Source organism: Streptomyces sp. NPDC048483, from assembly GCF_040651455.1.
Taxonomy (GTDB): domain Bacteria; phylum Actinomycetota; class Actinomycetes; order Streptomycetales; family Streptomycetaceae; genus Streptomyces.
Genome location: NZ_JBEZJZ010000009.1, coordinates 104,985 through 130,245, shown reverse-complemented (window position 1 = coordinate 130,245; position 25,261 = coordinate 104,985). Strand labels below are relative to the sequence as shown.

Below are 25,261 nucleotides of genomic sequence, written 5' to 3'. Positions count from 1 at the left end.
TGCGTTGGACTCATCGCCGCAGGTGGGCGGAGCCTTTCCGCATGAGTGAGCACATGAGTGAACGCGTGAGTGAACGCGTGAGTGAACGCCTGACCGGTACGGACACCCATGCGGCGGATGTCATCGTCATCGGCGGCGGCACCGGTGGCTACAGCACCGCCCTGCGCGCCGCTTCCCTGGGGCTGCGGGTGGTGCTGGCCGAACGCGATCTGGTCGGCGGCACCTGTCTGCACCGCGGCTGTATCCCCAGCAAGGCGATGCTGCACGCCGCCGAGCTGGTCGACGGTATTGCGGAGGCGCGGGAGCGGTGGGGCGTGAAGGCCACGGTGGACTCCCTTGACTGGTCCGCCCTGGTGGCCACCCGGGACGACATCGTCGCCCGTAACCACCAGGGAGTGGCGGGGCACTTGGCGCATGCCGGGGTGCGCGTGGTACGGGGCACGGCGCGGCTGACCGGGCCGCGTACGGTCCGGATCTCCGGCGCCGGGGAGTTCACCGCCGGGCGCGGCATCGTGCTGGCGACCGGCTCCCGGCCACGGCTGCTGCCGGGGCTCGCGCCCGACGGCCGGCGGGTCGTCACCAGCGACGATGCGCTGTTCGCTCCCGGGCTGCCCGCGTCCGTACTGGTCCTGGGCGGCGGCGCGATCGGCGTCGAGTACGCCTCGCTGCACCGCTCGATGGGCGCCGAGGTGACGCTCGTGGAGGCCGCGGACCGGCTGCTGCCCCTGGAGGACACGGAGGTCGGTCGGCATCTCGTCCGCGGGCTGAAGAAGCGCGGCATCACGGTCCGTACGGGCTCGACGCTGGTCTCCACGCAGCTGTCGGCCGACGGGGTGCGGGCCACCGTCCGTACGCCCAAGGGGGAGGACGTGGTGGTGGCGGCGGAGCGACTGCTGGTCGCCGTGGGGCGGACGCCCGTGACGGACGGGCTGGGCCTGGAGGCGGCCGGGCTGTCGACGGACGCGCGGGGGTATGTCGTGCCCGCCGACTGGTCGCGGCTGGAGACCGCCGTACCGGGCATCCATGTGGTCGGCGATCTGCTGCCGCCGCCGTCCCTGGGGCTGGCGCACGCCTCGTTCGCGGAGGGGCTGCTGGTCGCCGAGACCCTGGCGGGCATCCCGTCGCCGCCGGTGGACTATGCGACCGTGCCCCGGGTGACGTACTCCTCGCCGCAGACCGCGTCGGTCGGGCTGACCGAGGCGGAGGCCCGCGCCCGGGGGCTGCCGGTCAAGGTGAACACCATGCCGCTGACCGCGATCGCGAAGGGCATGGTGCACGGGAAGGGCGGGATGGTGAAGGTGGTCGCGGCGGCCGACGGGGCGGGTGGTGAGGCCACCGGGGTGGTGCTCGGCGTCCACCTGGTGGGGCCGCAGGTCTCGGAGATGATCGGGCAGAGCCAGCTGATCGTGGGCTGGGACGCCGAACCATCCGATGTGGCCCGGTACGTCCCCGCGCACCCGACGCTGTCGGAGGCGGTGGGCGAGACGTTTCTGACGCTGGCGGGGCGCCCGCTGCACCAGCACTGAGCAGGCAGAACACCGCTGGGACGGCGGCCGGTTAATTCGGTTGCGGACGGGCGTGCGGCTACGCACCATGGCTCCGCACGCCCGATCTTCCGCACCAAGGAGCCCCGCATGCGCCGATTCCTCGGAACTACTCAGCGCCCTTTCCGGACGACAGTTCTCGAGGAATCCACTCTCCATGCACCCTTCCCTGCCCCTTTCGCACACCCTGAACATCGGGATTCTCGCCCACGTCGACGCGGGTAAGACCAGCCTCACCGAGCGGCTGCTGTTCGACACCGGCGCCATCGACCGGCTCGGCAGCGTCGACGCCGGAGACACCCGTACGGACACCGGCGACCTGGAGCGGCAGCGCGGCATCACGATCCGTTCCGCCGTCGCCTCCTTCAGGGTCGGCGGCGTCCAGGTCAATCTCCTGGACACCCCTGGCCACTCCGACTTCATCGCCGAGGTCGAACGCGCCCTGGGGGTGCTCGACGGCGCCGTACTCCTGCTGTCCGCGGTGGAGGGCGTCCAGGCCAGGACCCGGGTCCTGATGAAGACGCTGCGCCGGCTGCGGCTGCCCACCCTGCTCTTCGTCAACAAGATCGACCGGGCCGGCGCGCGGGGCGATGCCCTGCTGGCGGACATCCGCCGGCTGCTGGCCCCCGTCGCCGTACCAATGACGTCCGTGACCGGGCTCGGCACCGCGCGGGCACGGGCGACGCCGTACGCCCTGGAGGACCCGCAGGCCCGCGACCAAATCGCCGAGGCCGCGGCGGAGGCGGACGAGTCGCTGCTGGCCCGCGTGGTGGAGGGCCCTCCGCCGAGCGCGGACCAGGTGCGCGCGGCGCTGGCCGCCCGTACGGCCGACGGGTCCCTGCACCCGGTCTACTTCGGTTCGGCGCTCGGCGGGCAGGGCGTCGGCGCGCTCGTCGAGGGGATGGTGGGGCTGATCCCGCCGGCTCCGGCGGGGGCGGGCGCGGCGCCGCGGGGCACGGTGTTCGCCGTCCATCAGCCGCCGCGCGGCGAACGAACGGCCCATATCCGGCTCTACGAGGGCGAGTTGCGGCCCCGTCAGCCGATCGAGCTGCACCGGCACACGGCGGACGGCGGACGCGAATCACTGGCCGGCCGGATCACCTCCCTCGACGTCATCGGCCGGGCGCCCGGCGACGACGGGCCGCTCACGCCGGGCAATATCGCCGTGCTCCGCGGCCTGCCCGGCGTCCGCACCGGAGACCGCCTCGGTCCCGTATGGGAAGCCGAGGGCGGCCTGTTCGCCTCCCCCACCCTGGAGACCGTCGTCCGGGCGCATGATCCGGCGCGCGCCGCCGCGTTGCGCGCCGCGCTGCTGGCGCTGGCCGACCAGGACCCGCTGCTCCAGGCTCGCCCCGCGCCCGACGGCGCGACCTCGGTGCTGCTGCACGGCGAAGTGCAGAAGGAGATCATCGCGGCCACCCTCCACGACGAGTACGGCATCGGGGCGGGATTCGCGCCGAGCCGGGTGGTGTGTGTGGAGCGGCCGTGCGGGGTCGGCGAGGCGTCCTACGAGATCGCCAAGCGGGGCCACACGGGGCACTGGGCCACCGTCGGGCTGCGCGTCGAGCCGGGCGCCCGCGGCTCCGGCCCGGTCTTCACCTACGAGACCGAACTGGGCGCGCTGCCGCACGGCTTCCACCAGGCCATCGAGGAGACCGTGCTGGCGACGCTGCGGCAGGGGCCGCGGGGGTTGGCGGTGACGGACTGCCGGGTGGTGCTGACCCGTTCCGGGTTCATCGGCCCGATGAGCACGGCCGGTGACTTCCGTACGGTCACACCGAACGTGCTGCTGCGCGCGCTGCGGCGGGCCGGGACCCGCATCTACGAGCCGTATCACGCCTTCGAGGCGGAGCTGCCGCTCGATGCGCCGGCGGCGGTCACCGCCCGGCTCGCGGCGCTGGGCGCGGAGCTCGGCGAAACGGCGGGCGGACGGCACACCTGGCTGGTGCGCGGGGTCCTCCCGGCACGTCATGTCCATGAGGCCGAGGGGCTGTTGCCCGGCCTGACACACGGGGAAGGGGTGTGGAGCTCGTACCCTTCGGGCGACCGACCGGTGCGCCAGTCGGCCGACGCCACACAGGGAGGACGGGCATGAAACTGCGGCTGGAGAGCTTCCGGGTGCGCGACGGGCGGCGCGAGTTCCGTGTCGTCCGGCCGCGGCCCGCGCTGCGGCACACCGCGGTGTGCGATCCGCAGGGGGCCTACGGCTTTCTGTACGGCGACCACGACGGGCTGTCGCGGACAGCGGCGCTGTTCTCGTTCGCGGCGTACTCCCGGAACACCGTGGTGCACCTCCCGCTGCGGTCGGGCGTACCGCTCACGGAGGAGCGCTTCGTCACCTGGTCGCGGCCCCGGGTGGACCTGGTTCTCGTCCATCACTCGCTGGGACTGCGGGTCTCGCGCTGGCCCGCCATACGCCAACGCCTCGTGCATGGCCGGCCGTTGACGGTGACGACGAACGAGCGGCGGACGGCCGCGGACGCGGCGGCCTGGTCGGCGCGCTGGGGACACCTGGGCCAGCGGGAGTGGCTGCGCCCGGTCACCTACGCCCGGACACTGTTCCTGACGGGCAGCCGGGGCGTCTTTGCGTCGGCGGCCGAGGAGGTGGCGTACGCGGCGGGGTGGGGACCGCGCGAGAAGGGGGTCGCCGAGGGGCGCAGCGTCCGGGCGGCGTCGCTCACCAACCACCTGGTACCGGATCCGTCCCGGCACCACGCGGAGCTCGACATTCTCTTCGCGGCATATCCGCCGTACGAGCACTTCGCGCGGCCGTCCTGATCACGGTCAGCGCTTGGCGGGGGCTGACGGCTGCCGGGGCTGCTGACTGCCGAGGGGTTCCGGCTGCCGTGGTTGCCGGCTGCCGGGGGGATTCCGGATGCCGTGGATTGCCGGCTGCCCTGGATTTCCGGCCGCCGTGGAATACCGCCCGGCACCGTCGCGTTGTGGCCCGCAGGGGGCCCGCGCGACCCCTAGCGGACGCGTTCGACCATCCCTTAGGGGACGCCGCTCACCGCTCCGTCAGGACGTAGTCCACCCGGCCGAACGTGATGTGATCGCCCGGCCCGACCGGCACCTCGCCCACCACCCGGTGCCCGTTGACGCAGGTGCCGTTGGTGGAGCCGAGGTCGCGCAGCACCCAGCCGCTGCCCGCGCTGCGCAGTTCGGCGTGCGCGCGGGAGACCGTCTCGTGGTTGAGCCGCAGGCCCACGCCGGGCGCCCGGCCTATGAGCAGCGGGAACGGGCCCGGCTCCGGCAGCAGAAGCTTCGGCAGCCGCTCCATGCGCCACGCCCGGCGCACCCGGATGTGGAACCCCGACACCCGGCCGACCATCCGCAGGACCGCGCCCTGGACCTTGCCGCGGCTCTCCAAGTCGGCGGTGGCCACGGCGAGATCGGAGTGCTGCTGGGCGGTGAGGACGAGTTCCAGCCGACGCAGGAAGGTGTCCTGGGACAGCCGTCCCTGTGCCGCGCCATCGCGCAGCAGATCGAGGGCGCGTTCCCGGTCGGCGTCCGACGGGCGCGCCGGCCGTGCGGGGAACTCGAGCGAAGTCATGCCGTGATTCTCCGGCCACCGCGAGCCGCTGTCCAGCGAGGTGCACGTCATGGGTGCGTGGCGGCCGGGCGGATGCGGAATGACGCAATTCCCGGCGTGGCGTCGCGTCCTGTTGTCATGTCGGGCTGCCGCGGGCCGGCGGCGTGCCTTCCTGTCCGGAGGACGGGAGGGGTCGCGGACCGGTGGTTCCCCTCTCTCGGGCGTTCTTGCCGCCCTCGCAGCGGCCTGCACTACTGGTAGGGGAGTGGCCGGAGACCTGGGAACGCAAGCACCGGAACCTCATGGAGACGACCAGAAGACCCGCACCACGCGGGAAGGAAGCGAAAGAGCGTCAACAGGACATCGAAGCCCGCACGCTCTGGTGACACCGTTACGCACCTTCCCGCCCGAAAGGCCGGGAACGCCGATATCTGACCATGGTTTCGGCAACGGCGAGTGAGGAGGCAGCACTGTGCAGTTCGAGGTATGGGCACCGAGCGCCGGACGGGTCGCGCTCCACTGGGCGGGAGGCCGGTCCGGCGAACCACCGCTTCCCCTGGAGCGCGATCCGGACCGCGACGGCTGGTGGCGCGCCGAGGTGCAGCCCCACGACGGGGACCGCTACGCCTACCGCCTCGACGACGGCCCGCCGCTGCCCGATCCGCGCGCCGCCCGGCTGCCGGACGGCCCCGGCGGCCCCGCCGCGGTCGTCGACCACGGCCGCTTCACCTGGCGGCACCCATGGCCCGGCCGCGCGCTGCCGGGCGCGGTCCTCTACGAGCTGCATATCGGCACCTACACCCCCGAGGGCACCTTCGACGCCGCCGTCGAGCGCCTCCCCCATCTCGTCGACCTGGGCATCACCCATATTTCCCTGATGCCGGTGTGCCCCTTCCCCGGAACCCACGGCTGGGGCTACGACGGCATCGCCCCGTGGGCGGTGCACGAGCCGTACGGCGGGCCGGACGGTCTCAAGCGGTTCGTGGACGCCGCACACGGCCAGGGGCTCGGGGTCGTCCTCGATGTCGTCCACAACCATCTCGGCCCGTCCGGCAACCCTCTCCCCGCGTTCGGGCCGTACTTCACCGACACCCATCACACGCCCTGGGGGACGGCGGTCAATCTCGACGCCCCCGGTTCCGACGAGGTGCGCCGCTATCTGATCGGCAGCGCGGTCGCCTGGCTGCGCGACTACCGGATCGACGGGCTGCGGCTGGATGCCGTCCATGCGCTGCACGACTCCCGCGCCCGGCACTTCCTGGCCGAACTGTCCGAGGCCGTGGACGCGCTGGCCGGCCATCTGCGGCGCCCGCTGTTCCTGATCGCCGAGTCGGACCGCAACGATCCGCGCTCCACCGCACCGCGCGCGAGCGGCGGCCACGGCCTGCACGCCCAGTGGAACGACGACTTCCACCACGCCTTGCACACCGCCCTCACCGGCGAATCCCAGGGCTACTACGCCGACTTCGCACGCGCCCCTCTTGCCGCCCTCGCCAAGACGCTGACCGGCGGCTTCTTCCACGACGGTACGTACTCCAGCTTCCGCGGCCGGACCCACGGCGCCCCGCTCGACCCGGGCGTCACACCCCCGTACCGGCTGCTGTCCTACGCCCAGACCCACGACCAGATCGGCAACCGCGCCCTCGGCGACCGCCTCACCGCCACCCTCTCCCCCGGCCTGCTGGCCTGCGCCGCAGCGCTGGTCCTCTGCTCCCCCTTCACGCCGATGCTCTTCATGGGCGAGGAGTGGGGCGCGCGGACCCCCTGGCAGTACTTCACCGGCCATACGGACCCGGAACTGGCGGCGGCCGTACGGGCAGGGCGGCGCCGGGAGTTCGCCGCCCACGACTGGAGCGGCACGGACGCCGAGTGGCCCGACCCGCAGGATCCGGCCACCCGCGCCCGCTGCGTCCTCGACTGGTCCGAACCCGACAGCGAACCGCACGCCGCCCTGCTGGCCTGGCATCGCACCCTGCTCGGCCTGCGCCGCGAGCTGCCGGCGCTGACCGACCCGGACCCGTCCCGGACCCGGGTCATGTACGACGAGGAGGCCCGGTGGCTGCTGCTGCGGCGCGGGCCCGTCCGGGTGGCGGTCAATCTGGCGCGCGACGGCGCGGCGGCCGTTCCGGTCGGTACGGAGGGCGACCCGGCTCCGGCGCTGCGGGTGCTGGCGGCTTGGGGCGAGGCGGGCGGGGCCCGTGGTGACGGGGTGGTGCGGGTGGGGGCGGAGTCGGTGGTGGTGATGGGGCCATAACGCCGGAATCGCGGCGACAATTCCGGAACGGGGCAACAATTCCGCAGTGCGCCCGCGAACCTACGACGGATACAGAGAAGTACCGAAGACACCGAAGACTCCGAAGGTACCGAAGAAATACAGACATCGACGACACCGAAGAAATGCAGACATGACCCCAGAGTGCATGTGCAGGGCCATTCCCGGAGAGTTGTCCACTAGATACCCTGCGAGGGGATTCGTCGCCAGAGAACGAGCGAAGCAGCAGGTCAGCGGACCGTTCCGGAAAATTGCAGCCAGGTAAAAACCCGCACGGAAAGTTGCCGGGCCCTCCGACGGCGTGATTGCATCCTACGAGCGCCAGTCGTCGCTGTTGACGCCCGGTTTTTGGGCGTGCGGCGACCGTCCAACCGGCCGGATTCACTTTCCCGTTAATCCGGCCTGCGCGATTTCGATAATCCAGAGGATGGAAGGGAAGGGCACGCCATGCGCAAGGGCTTCACCTCCGAGATCGACACCTTCGAGATTTCCGACAGTGAGCTGGACACCATTTCCGGCGGAATCGCGAGCGCCGGGATCGAGCTCGCCGGGCGCGGCGGCGCCGTGAGCATCGGCGATGTCGTCGGCACCGCCCAGTCCCTTGCCGCCGAAGCGCCCGTCTCCCAGCTCGCCAGTGCGGTCACGGTGCACACCGTCGGCATCTGAACCGCCGCGGCTGCGACCGGCACCGCCGGAACCCCGGGACCCTCCGTCCCGGGGTTCCCGCAATTCCGGCCCCCTTCGAGCGGACCGGAACCGCGCCCGCGGCTAAGTGGCGAATTCCTTGACGACGGCCGCGTCAAACGCCTCCAGATCACCCGGTTTCCGACTGGTGATGAGGGTGTTCGGACCCGCGGTGCAGATGCTGACCCTTTCGTCGACCCATGTGCCGCCCGCATTGCGGATGTCGGTCTTCAGGCTCGGCCAGGAGGTCAGCGTGCGGCCGCGTACGACATCGGCCTCGATCAGGATCCAGGGCGCATGGCAGATGGCGGCCACCGGCTTGCCCTCGGAGAAGAACGACTTGACGAGGGCCACCGCCTTGGCGTCCAGGCGCAGCGCATCCGGGTTGGCCACGCCACCGGGCAGCACCAGGCCGTCGAACTGCGCGGCGGACGCCTGGCCGACGGTCAGATCGACGGGGAAGCTGTCGGCCCGGTCCAGGTGGTGGAACGCCTGCACCTTCCCCGCCGCCGTGGAGACCAGTTGCGCGGTGCCGCCCGCGTCGGCCACCGCCTGCCACGGACGGGTCAGCTCAACCTGCTCGACGCCCAGCGGGGCCACCAGAAACGCCACCTTCATGGTGCACTCACGTCCGTTCGTGTCGGTGGGCGAAGAGGCCGCCCTTCCTCACCCACCGACCATAACGGGGCGAATCGGATCACTCATCCGCTACGCCTGACCGGGCGCTTGCCTGCGCGCCGCCGCCCGCCTCCGCCGCCTCGTCCGCATCCGAACTCTCCAGCTCCCGCTCGCCGGCGGCGACCGCGGTCCCCTCGGCCGCCCGGTCCAGGTTGCGGTTGAGCAGGTAGTACAGGCCGCCGCCCACCAGCAGGCCGGGGACGAAGGAGAGGTCCGCCCCGCCGAGCGCCTCGGCGACCGGACCGGCGTAGAAGGACGTCGCGAAGAAGGGGATCATCGCGACGAAGCCCGCGGCGTAGGCGGCCATGCCGCGCCAGGCCCAGCGCCCGTAGATGCCGGAGGGGTCGAAGATCGCGGTGACGGCATAGTGGCCGCGCCGGACCCAGTAGAAGTCGACGAGGTTGACCGCGGTCCACGGGATCAGGAAGTACAGCATCATCAGCACGAAGGTGTTGAAGCTCTCCAGGTAGTTCTCCGGGAGCAGCATCGCCACGGCGAAGATGATCATTCCGATGACGACGATGCCGGCGATGCGGATGCGGGCGGTCGGCTTGACGCTGCGGAAGGCGTCCACCGCACTGGTGGTGGTGAGCATCGCGCCGTACGCGTTGACGGCCATGATGCCGATCAGGGCGACGGAGGAGACGACGACGGCGAAGGTGCCGAAGCCGGGGAAGACCGCGTTGCCGACCTGGCGGATGCCGGTGATCGCGTCCGGGTGGGGCAGCGCCGAGGCGAGCAGCGCGCCGAGCGACATCAGCCAGGCGGCCGAACCCGCCGCGCCCGCGTACGTCCACCAGATGACCTTGCGGGCGGAGACGTCACGGGGCAGGTAGCGGGAGTAGTCCGAGACGTAGACGGCGTAGCTGATCTGGTAGCCGGCCGCGGCGGAGAAGACGACCAGGAAGGACGTCCAGGAGCCGGGTGCGGCGTGGGCGGCGCCGGCCGCCGTGTGCGGGTCGAGCTGGATCAGCGCGCCGACGGTCAGCACGCCGAAGACAGCGATCAGGACGTAGGTGAGCCAGCGCTGCACCAGGTGGAGCAGGTCGTGGCCGACGATGGCGAGCACAAGGGCGACGCCGATGATCAGTCCGTACCAGAGGGTGGTGCCGCCGGGGAAAACGGTGCGCAGCCCCTGGGCGGCCAGGACGACGTTGAAGACGTTGAAGCCGACGTAGACGAAGACGACCGCGGCGAACGGGACGATGGCGCCGCGGATGCCGAACTGGGCGCGCGACTGGATCATCTGCGGCAGGCCCATGCGCGGGCCCTGGTTGGCGTGGAAGGCCATGAAGAACGTACCGAAGCAGGCGCCCAGGACGACGGCCGCGACGGAGGCGAGCAGGCTCAGGCCGAGTGCCGGGCCGAGGAAGCCGGTGACCATGGTGGTCAGCACGAAATTCCCGGTGAACCAGAAGGGGCCCTGGTGCCACACCTTGCCGTGGCGTTCGCGGACGGGGACGTAGTCGATGGAGCAGACCTCGATCATGCGCGATCCGCGTCCCTCACTCGGGCCTTCCACGGGGGCCGTGGGGTCCATGGACTTCTCCCAGGGGCGTGGCGACAGGTCTCTGCGGCGGGTGCCGCGATAGTTGCGCACTACAGCGATTCCGCAGTGGTGTGAACCTCGAGGTACTGCCGCGGGGACTCGATCGCCCGATCGTCCATCCAATAGGTATGTGGTGGACACTATGTCTATGCCGCTGCATATCTCGGACCTTCTGGCCCGGCCGGACCTGAATCTGTCGGTCACCTACGACGTGCCGCCGCAGCTGCTGGCGCGCACCGTCGAGGCGGCGACCGTCTCGGATCTGCTGGTCCCGGGCAAGTGGCTGCAGGGCGGTGAGCTGCTGATGACCATCGGCCTGCTGCTGCCGATGGAGCCGGCCGCGTGCCGGGCGTACGTACGGGATGTGGCCGAGGGCGGCGCCGCGTGTCTGGCGCTCGGCCTCGGGAAGGGGCTGCCGTACCAGGAGGCACCCGAGCCGCTGGTGCGGGCCGCCGAGGAGGCCGGGCTGCCGCTGCTGACTGTGCCGGACGAGGTCCCGTTCATCGCCGTGACCAAGGCGGTCTTCGACGCGCGGGCCAATGAGCAGCGCGAGGCGCTGCACCGGGCGTTCGCCACCCAGCGGCGGCTGACGGTCGCGGCGGCCGGCGACGGGCTGCGGCCGATGCTGGAGGAGTGGACGGCCGCCACCGGGGTGGTCGCGGCGGTCCTCGACCCGCTGGGACGGCTGCTCGCGGCCGGCGAGCGGGAGACGAGCCCGCCGCTGGAGGAGGCGCGGGACCTGATCGACCGGGTCGCCTCGCGCGGGCTGCGCGGCAGTGCGTCCAGTACGGCGGCGGGGCGGCAGCTGGAGGTCCAGCCGCTCGGCGCCCGGCGGCTGCGCGGGCTGCTGCTGCTCGCCGGCCGCCTGGATGACGCCGCCCGTTCGGTCGTACCGGGTCTGGTCTCGCTGCTCTCGCTGGAGCTGGAGCGCCGCCATCTGCGCGATGAGCCGGAGCGTCGGCGCAGGTCGGCGCTGTTGTCGGAGCTGCTGGCCGACGACGGGCCGTCGAGTGGGCGGGCCCGCGACGTGCTGGCCTCGGCCGGTCTGACCGCCGACCGGGTGCGCGGGGTCGTGGTGGAGGCCGGGGGCCGGCAGAGCGGTACGGGGCGCGGGGCGCCGTCCGCGGAGAGCGCCGCCCACGACATGGCCGCCGACCTGGCGCTGGCGATGCCCGGCGGCCTGGTCCGGGTCACCGGCGGCGTCGTCGAGGCGGTGGTCGGCGAGGACCTGGACATCCGCGATGTGCTCGGCCGGTTCGCCCCGCACTGCGCGGCCGGGATCGGCCCGGCCGCCGCTCCCGAGGCCGTACGGGTGTCGCTGCGTCAGGCGGCCGGGCTGGTCGCCGTCAGCCGGACGAGCGGCGCGCCCGCCGAGGCCCGGCAGAGCGAGGCCAGCAAGCTGCTGCTCGACCTGGGCGACCGCCGCACGCTGCACGGCTACGCCGACACCGTGCTCGGCCCGCTCGATCTGGCCGACAGCGGCGAGGAGTTGATCGCCACACTGGCGGCCTGGCTGGAGACCGGCGGCGCCTGGGACGCCACAAGCCGGCGGCTCGGCGTGCACCGGCACACCGTACGCAACCGCCTCGACAAGGCCATGGACCTCACCGGCCGCCGCCTCGACGACCCCGACGACCGCTTCGACCTGTGGCTGGCCACCCGTATCCGCCGGGGCGGCACCCCCTCGCCGGGCCCGGCCGGCTCGCCACCGCCCCGGTAGCGCAACGCGCCCGGCACCAAACTCTCTTCACTCTCACCCCGCCACCGTCTTTACTTCGACCATGGCTTACGAGATCCGCAGCATCCCCCCGGGCACCACCAGGGCGCCCGCTCCCGGCCCGCCACCGGGCCACGGCGCCGGGCAGCCGCGCGGGCGCGGCACGTTGGTGGCCGTCAGCGATCTGCACGTCCGGTATGACGAGAACCGCGACATCGTCGAGCGGCTGCAGCCGGAGTCCGACGACGACTGGCTGCTGATCGCCGGCGACGTCGGCGAGTACGTGGACGACATCCGCTGGGCGCTCACCCTCCTCAGCAGCCGCTTCGCCAAGGTGGTGTGGGTGCCGGGCAACCATGAGCTCTGGACGCCCGCCAACGATCCCGTACAGCTGCGCGGCGTCGCGCGCTACGACCATCTCGTCGGTATCTGCCGGGAGTTGGGAGTCATCACGCCCGAGGACCCCTACCCGGTGTGGGAGGGCGAGGGCGGCCCGGTCGTCATCGCGCCGCTCTTCCTCCTCTACGACTACACATTCCGGATGCCGGGGCTGGACACCAAGGAGGCGGCACTCGCCGCCGCCGAGGAGGCGGGCGTCGTCTGCACCGACGAATTCTTCCTCCACCCGGACCCGTATCCGACGCGCGAGGCCTGGTGCCGGGCGCGGCTGGCGGCCACCGAGGCCAAGCTGGCCGCCGTACCTGAGGAACTGCCCACCGTGCTCATCAACCACTGGCCACTGGTCCGCGAACCTGTCCGGCCGCTGTGGCACCCGGAGTTCGCGCTGTGGTGCGGCACCGAAGCGAGTGCCGACTGGCCCCGCCGGTTCCGGGCCGCGACCGTCGTCTACGGCCATCTCCACATCCCCCGGCTGCTGATCTGCGACGGCGTGCCCCACCAGGAGGTCTCGCTCGGCTACCCGCGCGAATGGCGACGCCGCTCCACCGCGCCGGGCCGCCCGGTGCAGATCCTGCCCGCCACGACCGCGGTCACCTCCGGCACCACCGGGAGCCGCGCATGATCGACAAGCTGCTGCCGTCGCCCATCGTGACCGCCGAGGCGTTCGAGGACGACCCGCTGTCCGCGATGTTCCCCGAGGAACGGGCCCTGGTGGCGAACGCCGTCCCGAACCGACAGCGCGAATTCGGCACCGTACGCCGCTGCGCCCGCACCGCCCTGTCGGAGCTGGGCATCGACCCCGCCCCCATACTCCCCGGCCCCGGCCGCGCACCCCGGTGGCCGGACGGCATCGTCGGCGCGATGACCCACTGCACCGGCTTCCGCGCCGCTGCGGTCGCCCGCGCCACGGACGTGATCACCATCGGGCTGGACGCGGAACCCAACCGGCCCATCGACGACCCCGGCGTCATCAACCTCATCACCCTCCCTGAGGAACGCGCCCAGCTCCCCCACCTGGCCGCCCTCGAACCCGACATCAGCTGGGACCGCCTGATATTCAGCGCCAAGGAGTCCGTCTACAAGGCGTGGTACCCCCTCACCGCCCGCTGGCTCGGCTTCGAGGAGGCCCGCATCACCCTCGACCCCACCGACGCCACCTTCACCGCCCGGCTGCTCGTGCCGGGCCCGGTGGTCGACGGGAGCGTCATCGAGGAGTTCAGCGGGCGGTGGATGGTGGGGGCCGGGCTGGTGGTGACGGCGATCGTGATGACGGCGTAAGACAGCACGCGGCGGGCCGCCCCGCACGCCCTCGGGGCCCGCGCCCGCGGCGCGGGCCCCCCTTCGGGACGGCCCTGCTGCACGACAACGTCAAGCCGGACCCTGCACACGGCGGAACCCGGCGAAGCGGCAACTCCGCCTCCCCCAGGGCCATCTGAGCCCTCGTCGCCGGCACCGCTGCGGCCGCCGGGGCGAACGGCGCCCCACGCGGGCCGGACGGTTCGCCAGGCCCGCGCCGACCACCACCACCCGGCGCTCCAATCCCGCGGCTCAACTCGCCGATACGCGACGCCCGTTCACTCCCCGATTCCGCCGTCCGCCCTTGCCAGGGCGTTCCCCGTAATGGATAGTGACACTATCGGATAGTGAATAGTGTCGCTATCCATTCTTGGAGGGGTGTGGGACAGCCATGTCTTTGGTGCGTTCAGGAACAGATCCAAGGGAAGACGCCAGGACAGATACCCGTCCGGTGAGCCCACGGGTGTGGCAACCCTGGCGCTCCTGGCACCGGCCGCTGCTCGTGTTCTCCGCGGCGATGGCGCTCCTCACCATCGTCTGCGCCGGAGGACTGCTCTTCGACGACCGGGTACTTGTGGGCTCGCCGATCTGGTTCAAGCCCTTCAAGTTCGCCATCTCGTTCGTGGCGTACGGTCTCTCCCTCGCCTGGCTGCTGTCGCACTTCCCACCCGGCCGGGCGCGACGCGTCGGCTGGTGGGCGGGGAGCGTCGTGGCCATGGCCGGCGCCGTCGAGATGGTGATCATCGTGGGGCAGGTGGTCCGCGGGAAGCGCAGCCACTTCAACCATGAAACCCCCTTCGATGAGGCGCTGTACAACACTATGGCCGTCACCGTCGTCATCCTGTGGCTCGCCACCCTCGCGATCGCCGTCCTGGTGCTCCGCGCACGGATCGCCGACCGCACCTCCGCCTGGGCGATGCGCTTCGGTATCGCGCTCGCCCTCGCCGGGGCCGCCGTCGGCTTCCTGATGACGCAGCCGGCACCCGGCCAGCAGCGCGGGGTGTCCAAGGTGGTGGGCGCGCACAGCGTCGGCGTTCCCGACGGCGGGCCCTCGATGCCGCTGACCGGCTGGTCGACGACCGGCGGCGATCTGCGCATCCCGCACTTCTTCGGCATGCATGCGCTACAGCTGCTGCCGCTGGCCGTCATGGTGCTCATGGCGCTCGCCCCCCGGGTGCCCCGACTGCGCACCGAGCGCGTACGGCTGCGCCTGGTGCAGGTCGCCTCGGCGACGTACACCGCCGTCTTCGCCCTCGTCACCTGGCAGGCGCTGCGCGGGCAGCCGCTGCTGCGGCCGGACGGGGCGACCCTTGCCGCCGCGGGGCTGGTCCTCGCCGGTACGGCCGCCGGGGTGTGGGCCGCGCTACGGTCAACCGGTCCTGCCGGCCGACCGGTTGACGGTGGCGTGCGGAACAGCAGGGAAACGGAGCCGACGGCATGACCGCGCTTCTCTTCCAGCTGTCGTTCTGGCTCGCCGCGCCGGTCTGGCTGCTCATGATCTTCGCGCCGGGGTGGCGGCTCACGGCCAGGGTCGCCGCGTCACCACTGACCGTCGTCCCCGTACTCGCCGTCTATCTCGCCCTCGCCCTGCCCGTATTCCCCGAACTGTGGGCCGCGGTCCGCAGCCCCGACCTGGACGGATTCCGCGCACTGACGGCGCTCGGCGAGGGTGCGGGCGCGATCTGGGCGCAGGTCATCGCGTGGGATCTGCTGCTCGGGCAGTGGATGTACCGCGAGGCGCGGCGGCTCGCCGTCCATCCGCTGATCATGGGGCCGCTCCTGATCCTGACGATCCTGCTCTCGCCCTTCGGACTGCTGCTGTTCCTGCCGCTGCGGGCGGTGCGGTCGCGTGCGGTGGGCAAGCGGGGCCCGGGTGATCCCCGGGAGGCGGCCCTCTCCACCGGCACCTAGCGTGGCCGGCCGCGGCCCGACGGATTCACAGGGACGCTGCCCCGCCGCTCACTCCTCGTCCGGAGCCAACCGCAGCGAGATCGAGTTGATGCAGTACCGCTGATCCGTGGGGGTGGGATACCCCTCCCCCGCAAAGACATGGCCGAGGTGGGAGCCGCAGCCGGCGCAGCGGACCTCGGTGCGCACCATGCCGTGGGAGCGGTCCTCGATGAGCTCTACGGCGTCGGAGTCCTTGGGGTCGCAGAAGGACGGCCATCCTTAGTGTGTGGATACGCACTATTGCGGGATGGTGACATGAGCGAGCGCGTGATCGGCGTCATCCGCCTTTCAGACAAGACGGATGCCACGACCTCACCCGTACGGCAACGAGCCGGCATCACCAACGCAGCGGCAGCATGAGGGGCGACGATCGTCGACTGGGCCGACGACATCGACGTATCCGCTCCCACAAATCTCCCTGGGAGCGCCCGGAACTCTCCAAGTGGTTCGATCGTCCGGAGCAGTGGGATGCCCTCATCTTCTGGCGGCTGGACAGATTCGTTCGAAAGGTCTCGGACTTCACCGAGATGATCAAATGGTGCCAGGCGCATGACAAGAACCTGATCTCTGCCACTGAGACGATCGATATCCGCTCCCCCATCGGCCGGGTCATCGCATACCTCGTGTCAGCTTTCGCCGAAATGGAGGCGGAAGCGATTCGCGAGCGTGTTACCGGATCGCATGACCACCTGCGAAGGAACGGCCGGTGGGCGGTGGTCTCGCTCCATACGGCTACCGGGCCGAGCCCATCCCTGGAGGCAAGGGGGTGCGACTCGTAGAAGATCCTGAGGCCGGCGAGATCGTAAGAGAGATCGCTCGACGGGTAATCGCGCGCGAGTCCTACCTCTCGATCGCCGCGCTTCTCAACGAACGTGAGGTGCCCTCACCTACACACCAGCGCAACATCAGCGCCGGCCGTCCCGTTGAACCCAAGGGGAAGCCCTCGAAATGGCCCGCCCCTTCTTCGGTCCCACCGGGCCTGACGGCACCCGGACGCCGTTGCGGGTGCGCGAGTTCGACATCGGCTACCCCGAACACGGCGATCGCTTTATCTCGGAAGGTGTATCGGCCGGACGCTCCCGGGACAGCACTTTGACACCCAGGGGTTGAGGGCTTGTCAGTGCCTCTGGCTACGCTGGCACAGATATGAAACGGACATGAACCGGCAGCTCGATGACGCCGGTTGGTGAACGGGGGCGCAGTCATGGGCAACGGGTTCAAGAGCGAACCGGGAGTTGCTGAAGGTCGAGGGGAAGAACTTCTCCGAGATCGGCAGGGATTTCTACCAGGCGACCACCAAGCTGAAGAACGGCCTGGCGGCGCAGGGTGACGGTGGAGGCAGCGGAGGCGAAGCGCCGAAGGAGACGACGTTCTCGAGTGTCGCGCAGGACGCCGGGAAGGGCCTGACCACCTTCAGCGACAAGGAAGGCACCCCACCGTGGGGTGACGACGAGCTCGGCGAGAAGTCCGGCGTGGTCTACGAAGACCCACGCGACGGCATGACGGACTCGATGGAGCACCTTGCCACCAAGCTCAATGAAATCGGCAAGGCGTTGGAGCGGATGGCGAAGAACGCACGAGGCCACGGGGGCGTGTGGCGACCATACAGCGGGGTTGCAGGGCCGCCACAGCAGCACCGTCGCGGCAGCCAGGGTCGAGTGTTTGCGCCGTATCGGTTTCGGCGTCGGCTCGGCTCCGGCTCGACGTTTCGACGGCCAACTGCCCCCCGGCAAGTCCGAGTTCCACCGCATGACCGCGCCTGACCCACAGCCGCACCTTCACTGATAGGAGAGAGTCCGTGTCGCATCCCGACGCCCCGGAACCGGTACAGCCCATCCCCGCCACTGCCGAAGAGGCATTGGCTGCCGCTCGCGCCCGATTCGAAGTACTGGATCTGGAAGGAAACCCGGCGCCGTTGTACGTGGCGGAGTTCGACATCGGCTTCCTCGTCCACGCCGTCATGCCCCCACCGCCGCCCGGCACTCAGGCGCCATTGGGTGGCAGTCACATGGTGATCTCCAAAAGCGACGGAGCCGTCACCTATGTCCCCAACTTTCCGCCGGACTCCGCGATCGAGTTGTACCGCAGCCTGCGCCGGCCCAATGACTAGGGCGGCCGCCTGAGGGCTGGACGGCTTTGGACCGGATGTCTGCTACAGCACTGTGACACAACAGAGTTGAGGGATTCAGAAGGGCCCTTGGGTAGGCTCTGGCATGGGCATGGCTCTGCGCCGGCGCAAGCCGGTTGAGCACTCACGAGGCTCCGAATGGCGCCTCCGGCAGCGGAGAAGCAGGGGCCCTTCCGCCGGCGGTGAGGCGGCAGGGGCCGGTCGGCCCACAGGGCTGGGACAACACGAACTGCAGGGGCGACAACGGGGGTCTTCGTCGTCGCCGGCGATCACGGAGAAGGCCATCGCGGGCCTCGACCAGTTCTGGGACGACAAGAAGCGCGAGCACGAGTCGCAGTTGCCCCGCAACAGGGACTTCGACGACAACCTGCTGACGGGTACTCCCGTATCACCCAGGGCTCCACATCCGGCGACCGTGCCGAGCTGCTTGTCCAGCTCACGGGACGCACGTCGGAGAACCACGAATTCCCGACGCATTACGATATTCACGGCCGCAGCCCGGAAAAGCAACTCCTGGACCACCTGCGGGAACTCACGGAAAGCGGCAGACCGGTCGTTATCGGCACCCGCCCCAGGGGCACGGATGTGGAGAACAATATGGAGAAAAACCTCCTGAGTTCACACGCCTACGAGATCGTCTCGGTCGACGACAAGGGCCTGATTCAATTGCGCAATCCGCACAACAAGGACCATCCCGAGCCGCTGACCATCAAGGAATTCATGAAATGCTGCAGCAACCAGTAAGCGTCTTTGGAGGATGAGAAATGAGTAGAGCCGACACGATTCACCTCTGGCACGGGATTCAGAAAAATACCGAGAGCGCGAGCTACACAGTGATGGACATCTACAGGGACTCCGACGCCTCGGTCAGGGTTCGGCTCGGGATCGCCGCCGCCGAGGAGCAATATCACACCCTCCGCATCGGCGAGACCTTCCCCGTGGGCGACGAGACATGGCAGCTTGCCGACCTGACGGGTTGGCCGAGCGAGGACGACTGGACCGTGGTGCTGCGCCGCGTCGCGACTGCCCCGGCCTGAGACCGCCACCGCCCACTTCTGCAGGCGACACCGCCTGCCCGGGTCATGCGGCAGCAAGAGCCCGGGCCGTTCCTTCACCCGCGGCCACGCATAGGGTCGAGGAGTCATCGCGCACCGAGGAGGACCATGCCCGAGCCAACCACCGACGCCCCCGGAATCCCCGAGGAAGAGGTCGCCGGTCGCGTCGGCGCATGGTGGCGTGAGGGTGGGCGCGGCGGCCAAGTGGCCTATCTTGTCCCGACGGACGGCCATGGTGCCTGGGCCATCGTGCGGGAGATACACGAGCACGTGCCCGGCAGTGTTGTCGTCGACGCCACCGGTCTCACCGCCGAGCAGGTCATGCAGCAGGCCCTCGCGGCGCTCGGGGTCGATCTGTCCGAGGACAAGCGGGACGACTGGCGTTTCGCGCTCGGCGCGTGGCCCGAGGAGCGGTTGCTGCTGGTCGTCAACGCCCACCGTGCCGGGACGACACGGCGGTCGTACGAGCCCGAGCGGCTGGTGACCTGGATTCTTCGGCAGTTGGCGCGTGGCAAGTTGGCCGTGATGGTCCATGTGGTTCCGCGGTTGCTGCTTACGGGGGCCGATCCCAGGGAAGTGTTCCGGGTTTCCGCGCCCGCCACCGGGCCGTCGGTGGCGCCGGACTCGGCCGCCCTGCGGGCCTTGGCCCTTGCCGAGCCCCGCCATGTGCCTCTCCCCGTCTGGGCCCAACTTGTCACCGGGCTGACCGGTGAAGCGGCATCCGAAGACGAACTCACCGAATTCGCGAGGGAAGAGCCCGGAATTCTTCGGCTCGGGCCGCTCGGGGTTTCCTTTGTCAACGAGGGCCTGGCCGAGACCTTGCGCCGGGAGGCCGAATCCACCGAACTCCGCCGTGTCCATGGGCATGTGGTTACTTGGCTGATGCGCTCGGCACCGGATATGCGCCACCCCGGCGGGTGGGCCAGACGTGGCGCCGTCGGTCTGTACGCGGCCACTGGGCTCGCCATGCACGCCGTGCAGGCGGGAACGTACGGCGAAGTCCTTCGGGACGGACGCGTCATCGCCAATCTGCCGCAAACGGCACTCATGGACGCGGCACGCAGCATCACCTTCCTCATCCCCGGAAACACGGCCGCCTCCGACGCCATTCATCTGTGGGGCTGGGATGTCACACCGCGGCATCAGACGGACTGGGCTTCGTGGCTGCACTTGATGGCTCTTTCGCGCGACGATCTCGAGGTCGCGTCAGCGATCGTCTCCTCTGGGGTGGCACTGCCCTGGCAGGCCAAGTGGGCGCATTGGCGGCCGCCGGGCGGCTATCACGCGAGCTATCTTGAGGCCGGGAGATTCGCCGCCCTGACGGAGGTGCGCTGGCAGGGGCGTCCCGCCATCGCCGGCTTGCAGCAGCGGACGGTGAACGGGGAACGGCAGCCGTTCGTCTCGATCTGGGACGTGGAGACGGGGGACCATGTCGCGGGCCCCTGGGAGCACGACGAGATTCCGCAGGAGCATCGTGCTGATCTCACCTGGCCCGCGTCGTCCGGGAACGGCTCCGCCGCGCCTGCTCGTGTCCGAGAGTTGTTCGCCGCATCGTCCCCCCGACGAGACGGCCGGGCTTTCATGCTGCCCTGCGCGCCGCTGGCCGTGGGTGAAGTCGTCGTCTTCGCGGGCAACTTGGGGCTGATCGCCGTCAAGCCCGCGGACGGCGTGGACATCTCCGACTTCGGTGCCCGGCTGCAGCCTCTGAGCGGGGACTACACGGACGCGGGCCCGTGCCGTCCGATCGACGCGCCGGCACCGAGTCACGAGGACCTCATCGCACTGTTCGGCGAGGACCTGCTCTATCCCATCGAGGCCGAGGACTTTCCGGATCGGCTCACCCATGCGGCGACGCGCGAACTTCTCCTTGATTTCGGTCTGCCCTACATGAACGAAGGGGCCATGGGGCTTTTCCCGTTCGGCAACTGGGAGATGGGAATTCTCGACGAACTGCCCTCCTGGCCCGAGGGAATCGAGCCCGTCCCCGAAAGCGGGCCCTTCTTCCAGATCGGCAAGTGGATAGGCGGCAAGCTCGTCGTCGACGGTCCCACCGGACACGTCCTGCGCGTTCCCACGGAGCCGGGCCAGGGGCACCTCGTCGGCCTTCCCATCGCGCACAGCCTCGAAGTTTTCCTCACCATGGTCGCGCTGTTCGTCACCGGGTGGCGTACGCGGGACATTGCGCCCCCGGCCAGTTCCGAGCGCGAGCAGGTCGCCTATTGGGTCCTGGGAGCGCTGGCCGAAGTCGACGAGACGGGCGGTGAGCAGCCCGCCTGGTCGTACGTACTCCACAACACGTGATGCCGACCACAAAGTTGCTGGACTTCCCGGGAAGCTCTGTTCACCTCACCCGCGACATCGAAGAGACCGTCGGCAGTCAATGGTGCGACTCCCCCAGGGGTTCCAGGAGCGCGAGGGGAATCTGGTGCCTGTGACGGTCGGGAATGGGTCCGTCGGCCATCCGATGGAGACCGCACAAGGTTTCGACTGGGTGTACGGCCCGAGAGGTCTCTCCGTGCTTCACGCACCGTTCGAGTACCGGCTTCACCGCGAGTGCGCCTGGAGCGCAACGTGCTGGACCTCCCGGTGGATCACGGAATGTTGGCCAGTGTCGCCTTGGGGGGACTGTTTACATTCTCAGAGCGACTCTGCATCCCCCTGGCCCTGGAAGTGCTCACCGCATACTGGGAAGAGGAGTTCGACATCCCCGTGAAGGACCGTCCCCGCCCGATGCAGGCACGGAGGCTGCGACGCAGTCAACTCCCATCAGAGATCGTCCCGCTCCGACCTGACTGGCGAGACGAAGAAGTGACGACCGCAGATGAGGCAGACCAAGACACCGCTTCGCGCTTCGTCCGAGAATTCATCAAGTCCAACCCAAGTGATACAGCAGAGATGTCGATTGGCTGGACCGAGATCTACGTCTACACCGGAATGGTGCGACTATCTCGTGGTTTGTCGACGCCGACGACACCACGATTTCCGTCGCCGTCGCGGGTGCGGTTGTGGGCCACCCGATCACAAGGGTCGACGGTCACGCGTGGGTGTACGGGCCATTGCCCGCGACACTGCATGCCCCGTTCGAGTACCGAGTCCATCGTCGGTCCGGCAGGCTGATTCTCGACATCTCCCTCTACTGGGACCTTTGGACCGAGAACGGCGCCGGCGTCTCCGACGTCAGACGCGGCGTCGATGCACTGACCAGCCTCGGTGGGCAACTCGCCTGACTGACATCGTCATTGAGGTTCTCCAACGTGGCGTTGAGACATGGTGGAGGACGACGAGGGCCTGTCACCAGCCGACTGGCGTGATTGCATCTTCGGGTCCTTCGGGCGGCATCAGATCTCCCTCGCTGACGGTGTACGTCAGCGAGGGGTAGACGAAGTCCGTTTCTGTGTTCTCGCGGCGCCGCATTCGGAAGAAGTCGCGCCTCTGCTCATCGTCGGCCGACGTGAGCCGCGCGCCCTGTGGCAGGTGCGGGAGTCCGCCGCTGAACCGGATGAAGGTCTTCGACGTGCGAAACGTCACGCCCAGCCACTGGTTGTCCGCCACCTGGGCGGGCGCGTCCAACACGATCCTGTGCTTGAGCCGTCGATTCAAAGCGACGGAAAAAGCGACGATGCCGTGGTGGTCGAGAGGGATCTCAAGCTTCTCGTCACCGGGCTGCTTCGTTTCGAAGATCAGCTTCCTCGGCGGTCCGGATTCGGGATACCGGTAGCAGGAGAAAACAGCGATGAACGATTCTTCGGCCAGATCAAGGGCCTGGTCGGAATGGCCGCCCATCTTGGTGTATGCGTTCGTGTAGCGCTCGATGAGAGCATTGTTGAAGCCAACCGGAAGCTCCGCACACTCCTGGATCTGTTGCGCCAGCCGTTCGTGTACCGCCCGGAAACGCTGCATCGGGCTGCCGTATTGAGTGGTGGTGCGTACGAGAGGCACATCGCCGGCATTGTCAATCTTCGTGAGTGCGGCGCCCTGCCGGCCTTTACCCACGTCTTCCCAGCGCACCGACGCGGACAGTTCCGCGAAGAGGTTCTCTTCAGTCGGCAGAGTGCAAGAGAAGATCTCGTCCCAAATCCTAGTCTCGGGGGGCAATGTAGTCTCCCGTGTTCATGCTGAAGAGGAATGCGTCGCCGTAGTCGATGAAGGACGAGGTCCTGTTCTCCTCGGCGTACAGCCTGCGCAGCGCGTCCATGCCGGCCTCTGTGGGAGGCTCCAGCGGCACCCGGTCACCTGCCCCTGTTCCTCCCGCTACCTTGAGGTAGGTGTGGCCGTCCTCATGCATGGCTTCCGCGCTCGAACAGCGGACCACGTATCCCAGTCGGGTCGGGAGCAGTTCGGCATCCAACGCCGACGGCCGGATCTCGTGCGTATAGAGGCGGTTGGCGGACAGCGGCATGAAGAAGACAGAGCCGGGATAGAGCGTCACGGTGAATTGCGCGGGGAACGAGGCGTCGTCGCGTTCTTCAGTAGGATCCTTGAGGCGAAAGTGGAGTCGAGTCAAACCGCTGACACCCTCCGCCCCGAAGTCGAAGGGGTCTTCGGTCAGCGGCCGCAGGTCATCGAGCTGGTCGTAGAACGTGCAGAAGGCCATGATGCCGTTGACGGGCATGTCCTTGGTCTTGTCGGCATGCGCAGAGATCCGAGCCTTGGACTGCTTGCGCTCCGCCGTTGCAAGGGTGTTGTGGTAGATCTGGGCCAGGACGTGATTGAGCGGTGCCTGGTTCCGGAAGACAGTGGTGGCCTCGCGATTGAGGTCGCCGACAATGCGTGTGTCGGTGGGCCGGAAGTCCTCGGTGGGCCCAGAGAGATTCGTGGAGCATCGGAGCAGGCGGAAATGCAGTGCGTCTCCGACTCGTGTGACGGGCGTCAGATAGATTCCACTGCGATGGGCCGTTCCCGGCTTGGTGGACTCTGTCAGGGACTGGAACGTGTGCTCCGCACGAATGCGGTCGAACTCATCGGAGCCGAGCCCGAAGAAGCGTCGGTAGTACACACCGACGCCGTGTACGCGGAGGGGCACTCTGCCGAGGTCGACAAGGGGCCACGGCGCACCCACGCCCTCGGGGTAGCCGTGTGAAAGCTCCCGGATAACGAACACGCGGGCGGCGGCCTGCAGTCGACAGTCGCTGATCCCGGATATGTCGCCGCACAGATAGACGGTCTTTCGTGCGAGGTCGGGCGGAGCTGAAGCCAGGCCCTCGGGCGTGATGGTGGTCCCGAAGAAGGCCCTGACCCATTCCTGGTCCTGCATCACCGACGGCGCGACCAAGATGTTGCTCGAATCATCAACGCGGGCTTCTGCGAACTCTGTTGTGCCCATTCAACGGTACCTGCCATCCACGCTTGCGAGTAATCCCCCGGCGAGGAGAGCGAGGTGGCCAGTTCCGTACCCGGAGGGCGAGAATGAAGCCACCCCATGGCCTCGCTGTCCCGAGGCAGACGAGAGGGCTGGTGCCCCTCTCGTGGGAAGGGCGCTGAGAAGGTAGCCCGTTCATGTCCTCGGCACACGGAACGCTAGCAGTCTGGCCCGGGATCACGTCGTACGGATTCTCCGTACGCACAGGCGACTGACGACCAGACGACAGGACATCGGGACACGGTGGCGACGCCGTCCTATTACCGTGATGAAGTTCGGGAGCGGTGGCGGCGAGGAGCGGCATGACTGTGGCATCGGTGGGCATCCCCGCGGAAGGAGTGCCCGGTCGCGTGGGCGCGTGGTGGCGTGGCGGTGGGCGGGGTGGCAGCGCTCCTTCGTTGAGGAGGGCGTGGCCGAAGCCCTGCGACGCGCAGTCGATTCCGAGGACCTTCCCGAGGGGTTGACCCATCAGCCGTCTCGCGAGCTTTTTACCGAGTTCGGCCTGCCGGACGTGGGCGAGGGCGAGGGCGTGGGCGAGGGCGAGGGCGAGGGCGAGGGCGACATGAGGCTACTGCCGTACGGAGATTGGGAAGTCGGCCTCTTCGACGAGGTGGCCGATGCCCGCACAAGGCTCCCTGTGCGGGCATCCTCCAGTCCAACAACAGCCGGTTGCGGGTCAGTCCTCGTCAGCCGTCAGCCGCAGTGAGATCGAGTTGATGCAGTACCGCTGGTCCGTCGGGGTGGCGTACCCCTCGCCCTCGAAGAGATGACCCAAGTGGGAGCCACACTTCGCGCAGCGGACCTCGGTGCGGTCCATTCCGTGCGAATGGTCGGACAAAAGTTCCACCGCGTCTGAGTGATGTGCATCCCAGAAGCTCGGCCAGCCGCAGTGGCTCTCGAATTTGGTGTCGGAGCGGAAGAGTTCGGCGCTGCAGGCGCGGCAGGAGTAGACGCCCGTGGTCTTGGTGTCGGTGTATTCGCCCACGAAGGCGGGCTCGGTGCCGGCCTCGCGGAGGACCTGGTACTCCGCGGGGGTCAGCTCGGCGCGCCACTGGTCGTCGGGCTTGTCGATCTCGTACGGCATCTGGGGCCTCCTCG

22 protein-coding genes and 1 pseudogene are annotated in these 25,261 nt (G+C 69.4%); 16 read left to right on the top strand and 7 right to left on the bottom strand.

Annotated features, from left to right (window positions below; translation table 11 throughout):
* Nucleotides 1–65: 65 nt before the first annotated feature.
* The 3 genes from lpdA to AB0D04_RS07605 all read left to right on the top strand — a co-directional run bounded on the left by lpdA (nucleotide 66) and on the right by AB0D04_RS07605 (nucleotide 4,322).
* Entirely contained in the window at nucleotides 66–1,526 is a 1,461-nt protein-coding gene (gene lpdA, locus AB0D04_RS07615; RefSeq protein WP_362700390.1) for a dihydrolipoyl dehydrogenase, read from the top strand.
* A 175-nt stretch (nucleotides 1,527–1,701) separates the two neighbouring features.
* Complete coding sequence (gene otr(A) / locus AB0D04_RS07610; RefSeq protein ID WP_362700388.1) at nucleotides 1,702–3,639, top strand: tetracycline resistance ribosomal protection protein Otr(A); 1,938 nt, start codon at nucleotides 1,702–1,704, stop codon at nucleotides 3,637–3,639.
* Entirely contained in the window at nucleotides 3,636–4,322 is a 687-nt protein-coding gene (locus AB0D04_RS07605; RefSeq protein WP_362700386.1) for a hypothetical protein, read from the top strand. Before otr(A) ends, AB0D04_RS07605 begins: the two co-directional genes overlap by 4 nt.
* A gap of 229 nt (nucleotides 4,323–4,551) precedes the next feature.
* Here the strand turns inward: AB0D04_RS07605 and AB0D04_RS07600 are convergent, their stop codons facing one another.
* Nucleotides 4,552–5,097 carry a DUF1707 and FHA domain-containing protein gene (locus AB0D04_RS07600; protein WP_362700385.1) on the bottom strand — a complete coding sequence of 182 codons (546 nt, stop codon included), beginning with the start codon at nucleotides 5,095–5,097 and terminating at the stop codon, nucleotides 4,552–4,554.
* A gap of 451 nt (nucleotides 5,098–5,548) precedes the next feature.
* On the opposite strand from AB0D04_RS07600, the gene treZ reads away from it, so the two are divergent.
* Nucleotides 5,549–7,330, top strand: a complete 1,782-nt coding sequence (gene treZ, locus AB0D04_RS07595; protein WP_362700383.1) for a malto-oligosyltrehalose trehalohydrolase — start codon at nucleotides 5,549–5,551, stop codon at nucleotides 7,328–7,330.
* A 465-nt stretch (nucleotides 7,331–7,795) separates the two neighbouring features.
* Nucleotides 7,796–8,014 carry a hypothetical protein gene (locus AB0D04_RS07590; RefSeq protein ID WP_362700381.1) on the top strand — a complete coding sequence of 73 codons (219 nt, stop codon included), beginning with the start codon at nucleotides 7,796–7,798 and terminating at the stop codon, nucleotides 8,012–8,014.
* A 102-nt stretch (nucleotides 8,015–8,116) separates the two neighbouring features.
* Here the strand turns inward: AB0D04_RS07590 and AB0D04_RS07585 are convergent, their stop codons facing one another.
* Together AB0D04_RS07585 and AB0D04_RS07580 are read right to left on the bottom strand one after the other, a co-directional pair.
* On the bottom strand, nucleotides 8,117–8,650 hold the full coding sequence (locus tag AB0D04_RS07585) for a type 1 glutamine amidotransferase domain-containing protein (protein ID WP_362700379.1): 534 nt from the start codon (nucleotides 8,648–8,650) through the stop codon (nucleotides 8,117–8,119).
* Between the two features lie 79 nt (nucleotides 8,651–8,729).
* Nucleotides 8,730–10,199 (bottom strand): cytosine permease, encoded by a 1,470-nt coding sequence (locus AB0D04_RS07580; RefSeq protein ID WP_362700378.1) that lies wholly within the window; start codon nucleotides 10,197–10,199, stop codon nucleotides 8,730–8,732.
* Between the two features lie 208 nt (nucleotides 10,200–10,407).
* Between AB0D04_RS07580 and AB0D04_RS07575 the strand changes: the two genes are divergently transcribed.
* The 5 genes from AB0D04_RS07575 (at nucleotide 10,408) to AB0D04_RS07555 (ending at nucleotide 15,582) form a co-directional block, all read left to right on the top strand.
* Nucleotides 10,408–11,979 carry a PucR family transcriptional regulator gene (locus tag AB0D04_RS07575; RefSeq protein ID WP_362700377.1) on the top strand — a complete coding sequence of 524 codons (1,572 nt, stop codon included), beginning with the start codon at nucleotides 10,408–10,410 and terminating at the stop codon, nucleotides 11,977–11,979.
* Between the two features lie 61 nt (nucleotides 11,980–12,040).
* Nucleotides 12,041–12,997: a metallophosphoesterase gene (locus AB0D04_RS07570; RefSeq protein WP_362700376.1), complete on the top strand. Its 957-nt coding sequence runs from the start codon at nucleotides 12,041–12,043 to the stop codon at nucleotides 12,995–12,997.
* The gene (locus tag AB0D04_RS07565) at nucleotides 12,994–13,653 is read left to right on the top strand and encodes a 4'-phosphopantetheinyl transferase superfamily protein (RefSeq protein WP_362700374.1); all 660 of its coding nucleotides are present in this window, start codon (nucleotides 12,994–12,996) and stop codon (nucleotides 13,651–13,653) included. Before AB0D04_RS07570 ends, AB0D04_RS07565 begins: the two co-directional genes overlap by 4 nt.
* Nucleotides 13,654–14,188: 535 nt before the next feature.
* Nucleotides 14,189–15,112: a hypothetical protein gene (locus AB0D04_RS07560; protein ID WP_362700433.1), complete on the top strand. Its 924-nt coding sequence runs from the start codon at nucleotides 14,189–14,191 to the stop codon at nucleotides 15,110–15,112.
* Nucleotides 15,109–15,582 (top strand): ABA4-like family protein, encoded by a 474-nt coding sequence (locus AB0D04_RS07555; RefSeq protein WP_362700372.1) that lies wholly within the window; start codon nucleotides 15,109–15,111, stop codon nucleotides 15,580–15,582. Before AB0D04_RS07560 ends, AB0D04_RS07555 begins: the two co-directional genes overlap by 4 nt.
* Before the next feature lie 48 nt (nucleotides 15,583–15,630).
* Here AB0D04_RS07555 and AB0D04_RS07550 read toward each other — a convergent pair.
* Nucleotides 15,631–15,849 (bottom strand): annotated as a pseudogene (locus tag AB0D04_RS07550) (peptide-methionine (R)-S-oxide reductase); the annotation flags it as partial.
* 128 nt (nucleotides 15,850–15,977) lie between these two features.
* Here AB0D04_RS07550 and AB0D04_RS07545 point away from each other — a divergent pair.
* The 6 genes from AB0D04_RS07545 (at nucleotide 15,978) to AB0D04_RS07520 (ending at nucleotide 21,105) form a co-directional block, all read left to right on the top strand.
* Complete coding sequence (locus AB0D04_RS07545; RefSeq protein ID WP_362700370.1) at nucleotides 15,978–16,400, top strand: recombinase family protein; 423 nt, start codon at nucleotides 15,978–15,980, stop codon at nucleotides 16,398–16,400.
* A 456-nt stretch (nucleotides 16,401–16,856) separates the two neighbouring features.
* The gene (locus AB0D04_RS07540; RefSeq protein ID WP_362700368.1) at nucleotides 16,857–17,384 is read left to right on the top strand and encodes a hypothetical protein; all 528 of its coding nucleotides are present in this window, start codon (nucleotides 16,857–16,859) and stop codon (nucleotides 17,382–17,384) included.
* A 35-nt stretch (nucleotides 17,385–17,419) separates the two neighbouring features.
* Nucleotides 17,420–17,731 carry a hypothetical protein gene (locus AB0D04_RS07535; RefSeq protein WP_362700366.1) on the top strand — a complete coding sequence of 104 codons (312 nt, stop codon included), beginning with the start codon at nucleotides 17,420–17,422 and terminating at the stop codon, nucleotides 17,729–17,731.
* A gap of 321 nt (nucleotides 17,732–18,052) precedes the next feature.
* Nucleotides 18,053–18,493, top strand: coding sequence for a C2 family cysteine protease (locus AB0D04_RS07530; protein WP_362700431.1), 441 nt, complete (start codon nucleotides 18,053–18,055; stop codon nucleotides 18,491–18,493).
* 20 nt (nucleotides 18,494–18,513) lie between these two features.
* Nucleotides 18,514–18,786 (top strand): DUF6406 domain-containing protein, encoded by a 273-nt coding sequence (locus AB0D04_RS07525; protein WP_362700364.1) that lies wholly within the window; start codon nucleotides 18,514–18,516, stop codon nucleotides 18,784–18,786.
* 126 nt (nucleotides 18,787–18,912) lie between these two features.
* Nucleotides 18,913–21,105, top strand: a complete 2,193-nt coding sequence (locus AB0D04_RS07520) for an SUKH-4 family immunity protein (protein WP_362700362.1) — start codon at nucleotides 18,913–18,915, stop codon at nucleotides 21,103–21,105.
* A gap of 990 nt (nucleotides 21,106–22,095) precedes the next feature.
* On the opposite strand, the gene AB0D04_RS07515 is transcribed toward AB0D04_RS07520, so the two are convergent.
* The 3 genes from AB0D04_RS07515 to msrB form a co-directional block, all read right to left on the bottom strand.
* The gene (locus AB0D04_RS07515) at nucleotides 22,096–22,899 is read right to left on the bottom strand and encodes a hypothetical protein (RefSeq protein WP_362700360.1); all 804 of its coding nucleotides are present in this window, start codon (nucleotides 22,897–22,899) and stop codon (nucleotides 22,096–22,098) included.
* On the bottom strand, nucleotides 22,883–24,127 hold the full coding sequence (locus AB0D04_RS07510) for a hypothetical protein (protein ID WP_362700358.1): 1,245 nt from the start codon (nucleotides 24,125–24,127) through the stop codon (nucleotides 22,883–22,885). The genes AB0D04_RS07515 and AB0D04_RS07510 overlap by 17 nt, the downstream gene beginning before the upstream one ends.
* Before the next feature lie 712 nt (nucleotides 24,128–24,839).
* On the bottom strand, nucleotides 24,840–25,247 hold the full coding sequence (gene msrB, locus AB0D04_RS07505) for a peptide-methionine (R)-S-oxide reductase MsrB (RefSeq protein ID WP_362700356.1): 408 nt from the start codon (nucleotides 25,245–25,247) through the stop codon (nucleotides 24,840–24,842).
* Nucleotides 25,248–25,261 lie beyond the last annotated feature (14 nt).

What these genes read in the sequence shown, in the direction of transcription:
- AB0D04_RS07605 (WP_362700386.1), top strand. Translation starts at nt 3,636, where the DNA reads ATGAAACTGCGGCTGGAGAGCTTCCGGGTGCGCGACGGGCGGCGCGAG.
- AB0D04_RS07600 (WP_362700385.1), bottom strand. Translation starts at nt 5,097, where the DNA reads ATGACTTCGCTCGAGTTCCCCGCACGGCCGGCGCGCCCGTCGGACGCC.
- AB0D04_RS07590 (WP_362700381.1), top strand. Translation starts at nt 7,796, where the DNA reads ATGCGCAAGGGCTTCACCTCCGAGATCGACACCTTCGAGATTTCCGAC.
- AB0D04_RS07585 (WP_362700379.1), bottom strand. Translation starts at nt 8,650, where the DNA reads ATGAAGGTGGCGTTTCTGGTGGCCCCGCTGGGCGTCGAGCAGGTTGAG.
- AB0D04_RS07580 (WP_362700378.1), bottom strand. Translation starts at nt 10,199, where the DNA reads ATGATCGAGGTCTGCTCCATCGACTACGTCCCCGTCCGCGAACGCCAC.
- AB0D04_RS07575 (WP_362700377.1), top strand. Translation starts at nt 10,408, where the DNA reads ATGCCGCTGCATATCTCGGACCTTCTGGCCCGGCCGGACCTGAATCTG.
- AB0D04_RS07570 (WP_362700376.1), top strand. Translation starts at nt 12,041, where the DNA reads ATGGCTTACGAGATCCGCAGCATCCCCCCGGGCACCACCAGGGCGCCC.
- AB0D04_RS07565 (WP_362700374.1), top strand. Translation starts at nt 12,994, where the DNA reads ATGATCGACAAGCTGCTGCCGTCGCCCATCGTGACCGCCGAGGCGTTC.
- AB0D04_RS07560 (WP_362700433.1), top strand. Translation starts at nt 14,189, where the DNA reads ATGGCGCTCCTCACCATCGTCTGCGCCGGAGGACTGCTCTTCGACGAC.
- AB0D04_RS07555 (WP_362700372.1), top strand. Translation starts at nt 15,109, where the DNA reads ATGACCGCGCTTCTCTTCCAGCTGTCGTTCTGGCTCGCCGCGCCGGTC.
- AB0D04_RS07545 (WP_362700370.1), top strand. Translation starts at nt 15,978, where the DNA reads ATGAGGGGCGACGATCGTCGACTGGGCCGACGACATCGACGTATCCGC.
- AB0D04_RS07525 (WP_362700364.1), top strand. Translation starts at nt 18,514, where the DNA reads ATGAGTAGAGCCGACACGATTCACCTCTGGCACGGGATTCAGAAAAAT.
- AB0D04_RS07520 (WP_362700362.1), top strand. Translation starts at nt 18,913, where the DNA reads ATGCCCGAGCCAACCACCGACGCCCCCGGAATCCCCGAGGAAGAGGTC.
- AB0D04_RS07510 (WP_362700358.1), bottom strand. Translation starts at nt 24,127, where the DNA reads ATGGGCACAACAGAGTTCGCAGAAGCCCGCGTTGATGATTCGAGCAAC.
- msrB (WP_362700356.1), bottom strand. Translation starts at nt 25,247, where the DNA reads ATGCCGTACGAGATCGACAAGCCCGACGACCAGTGGCGCGCCGAGCTG.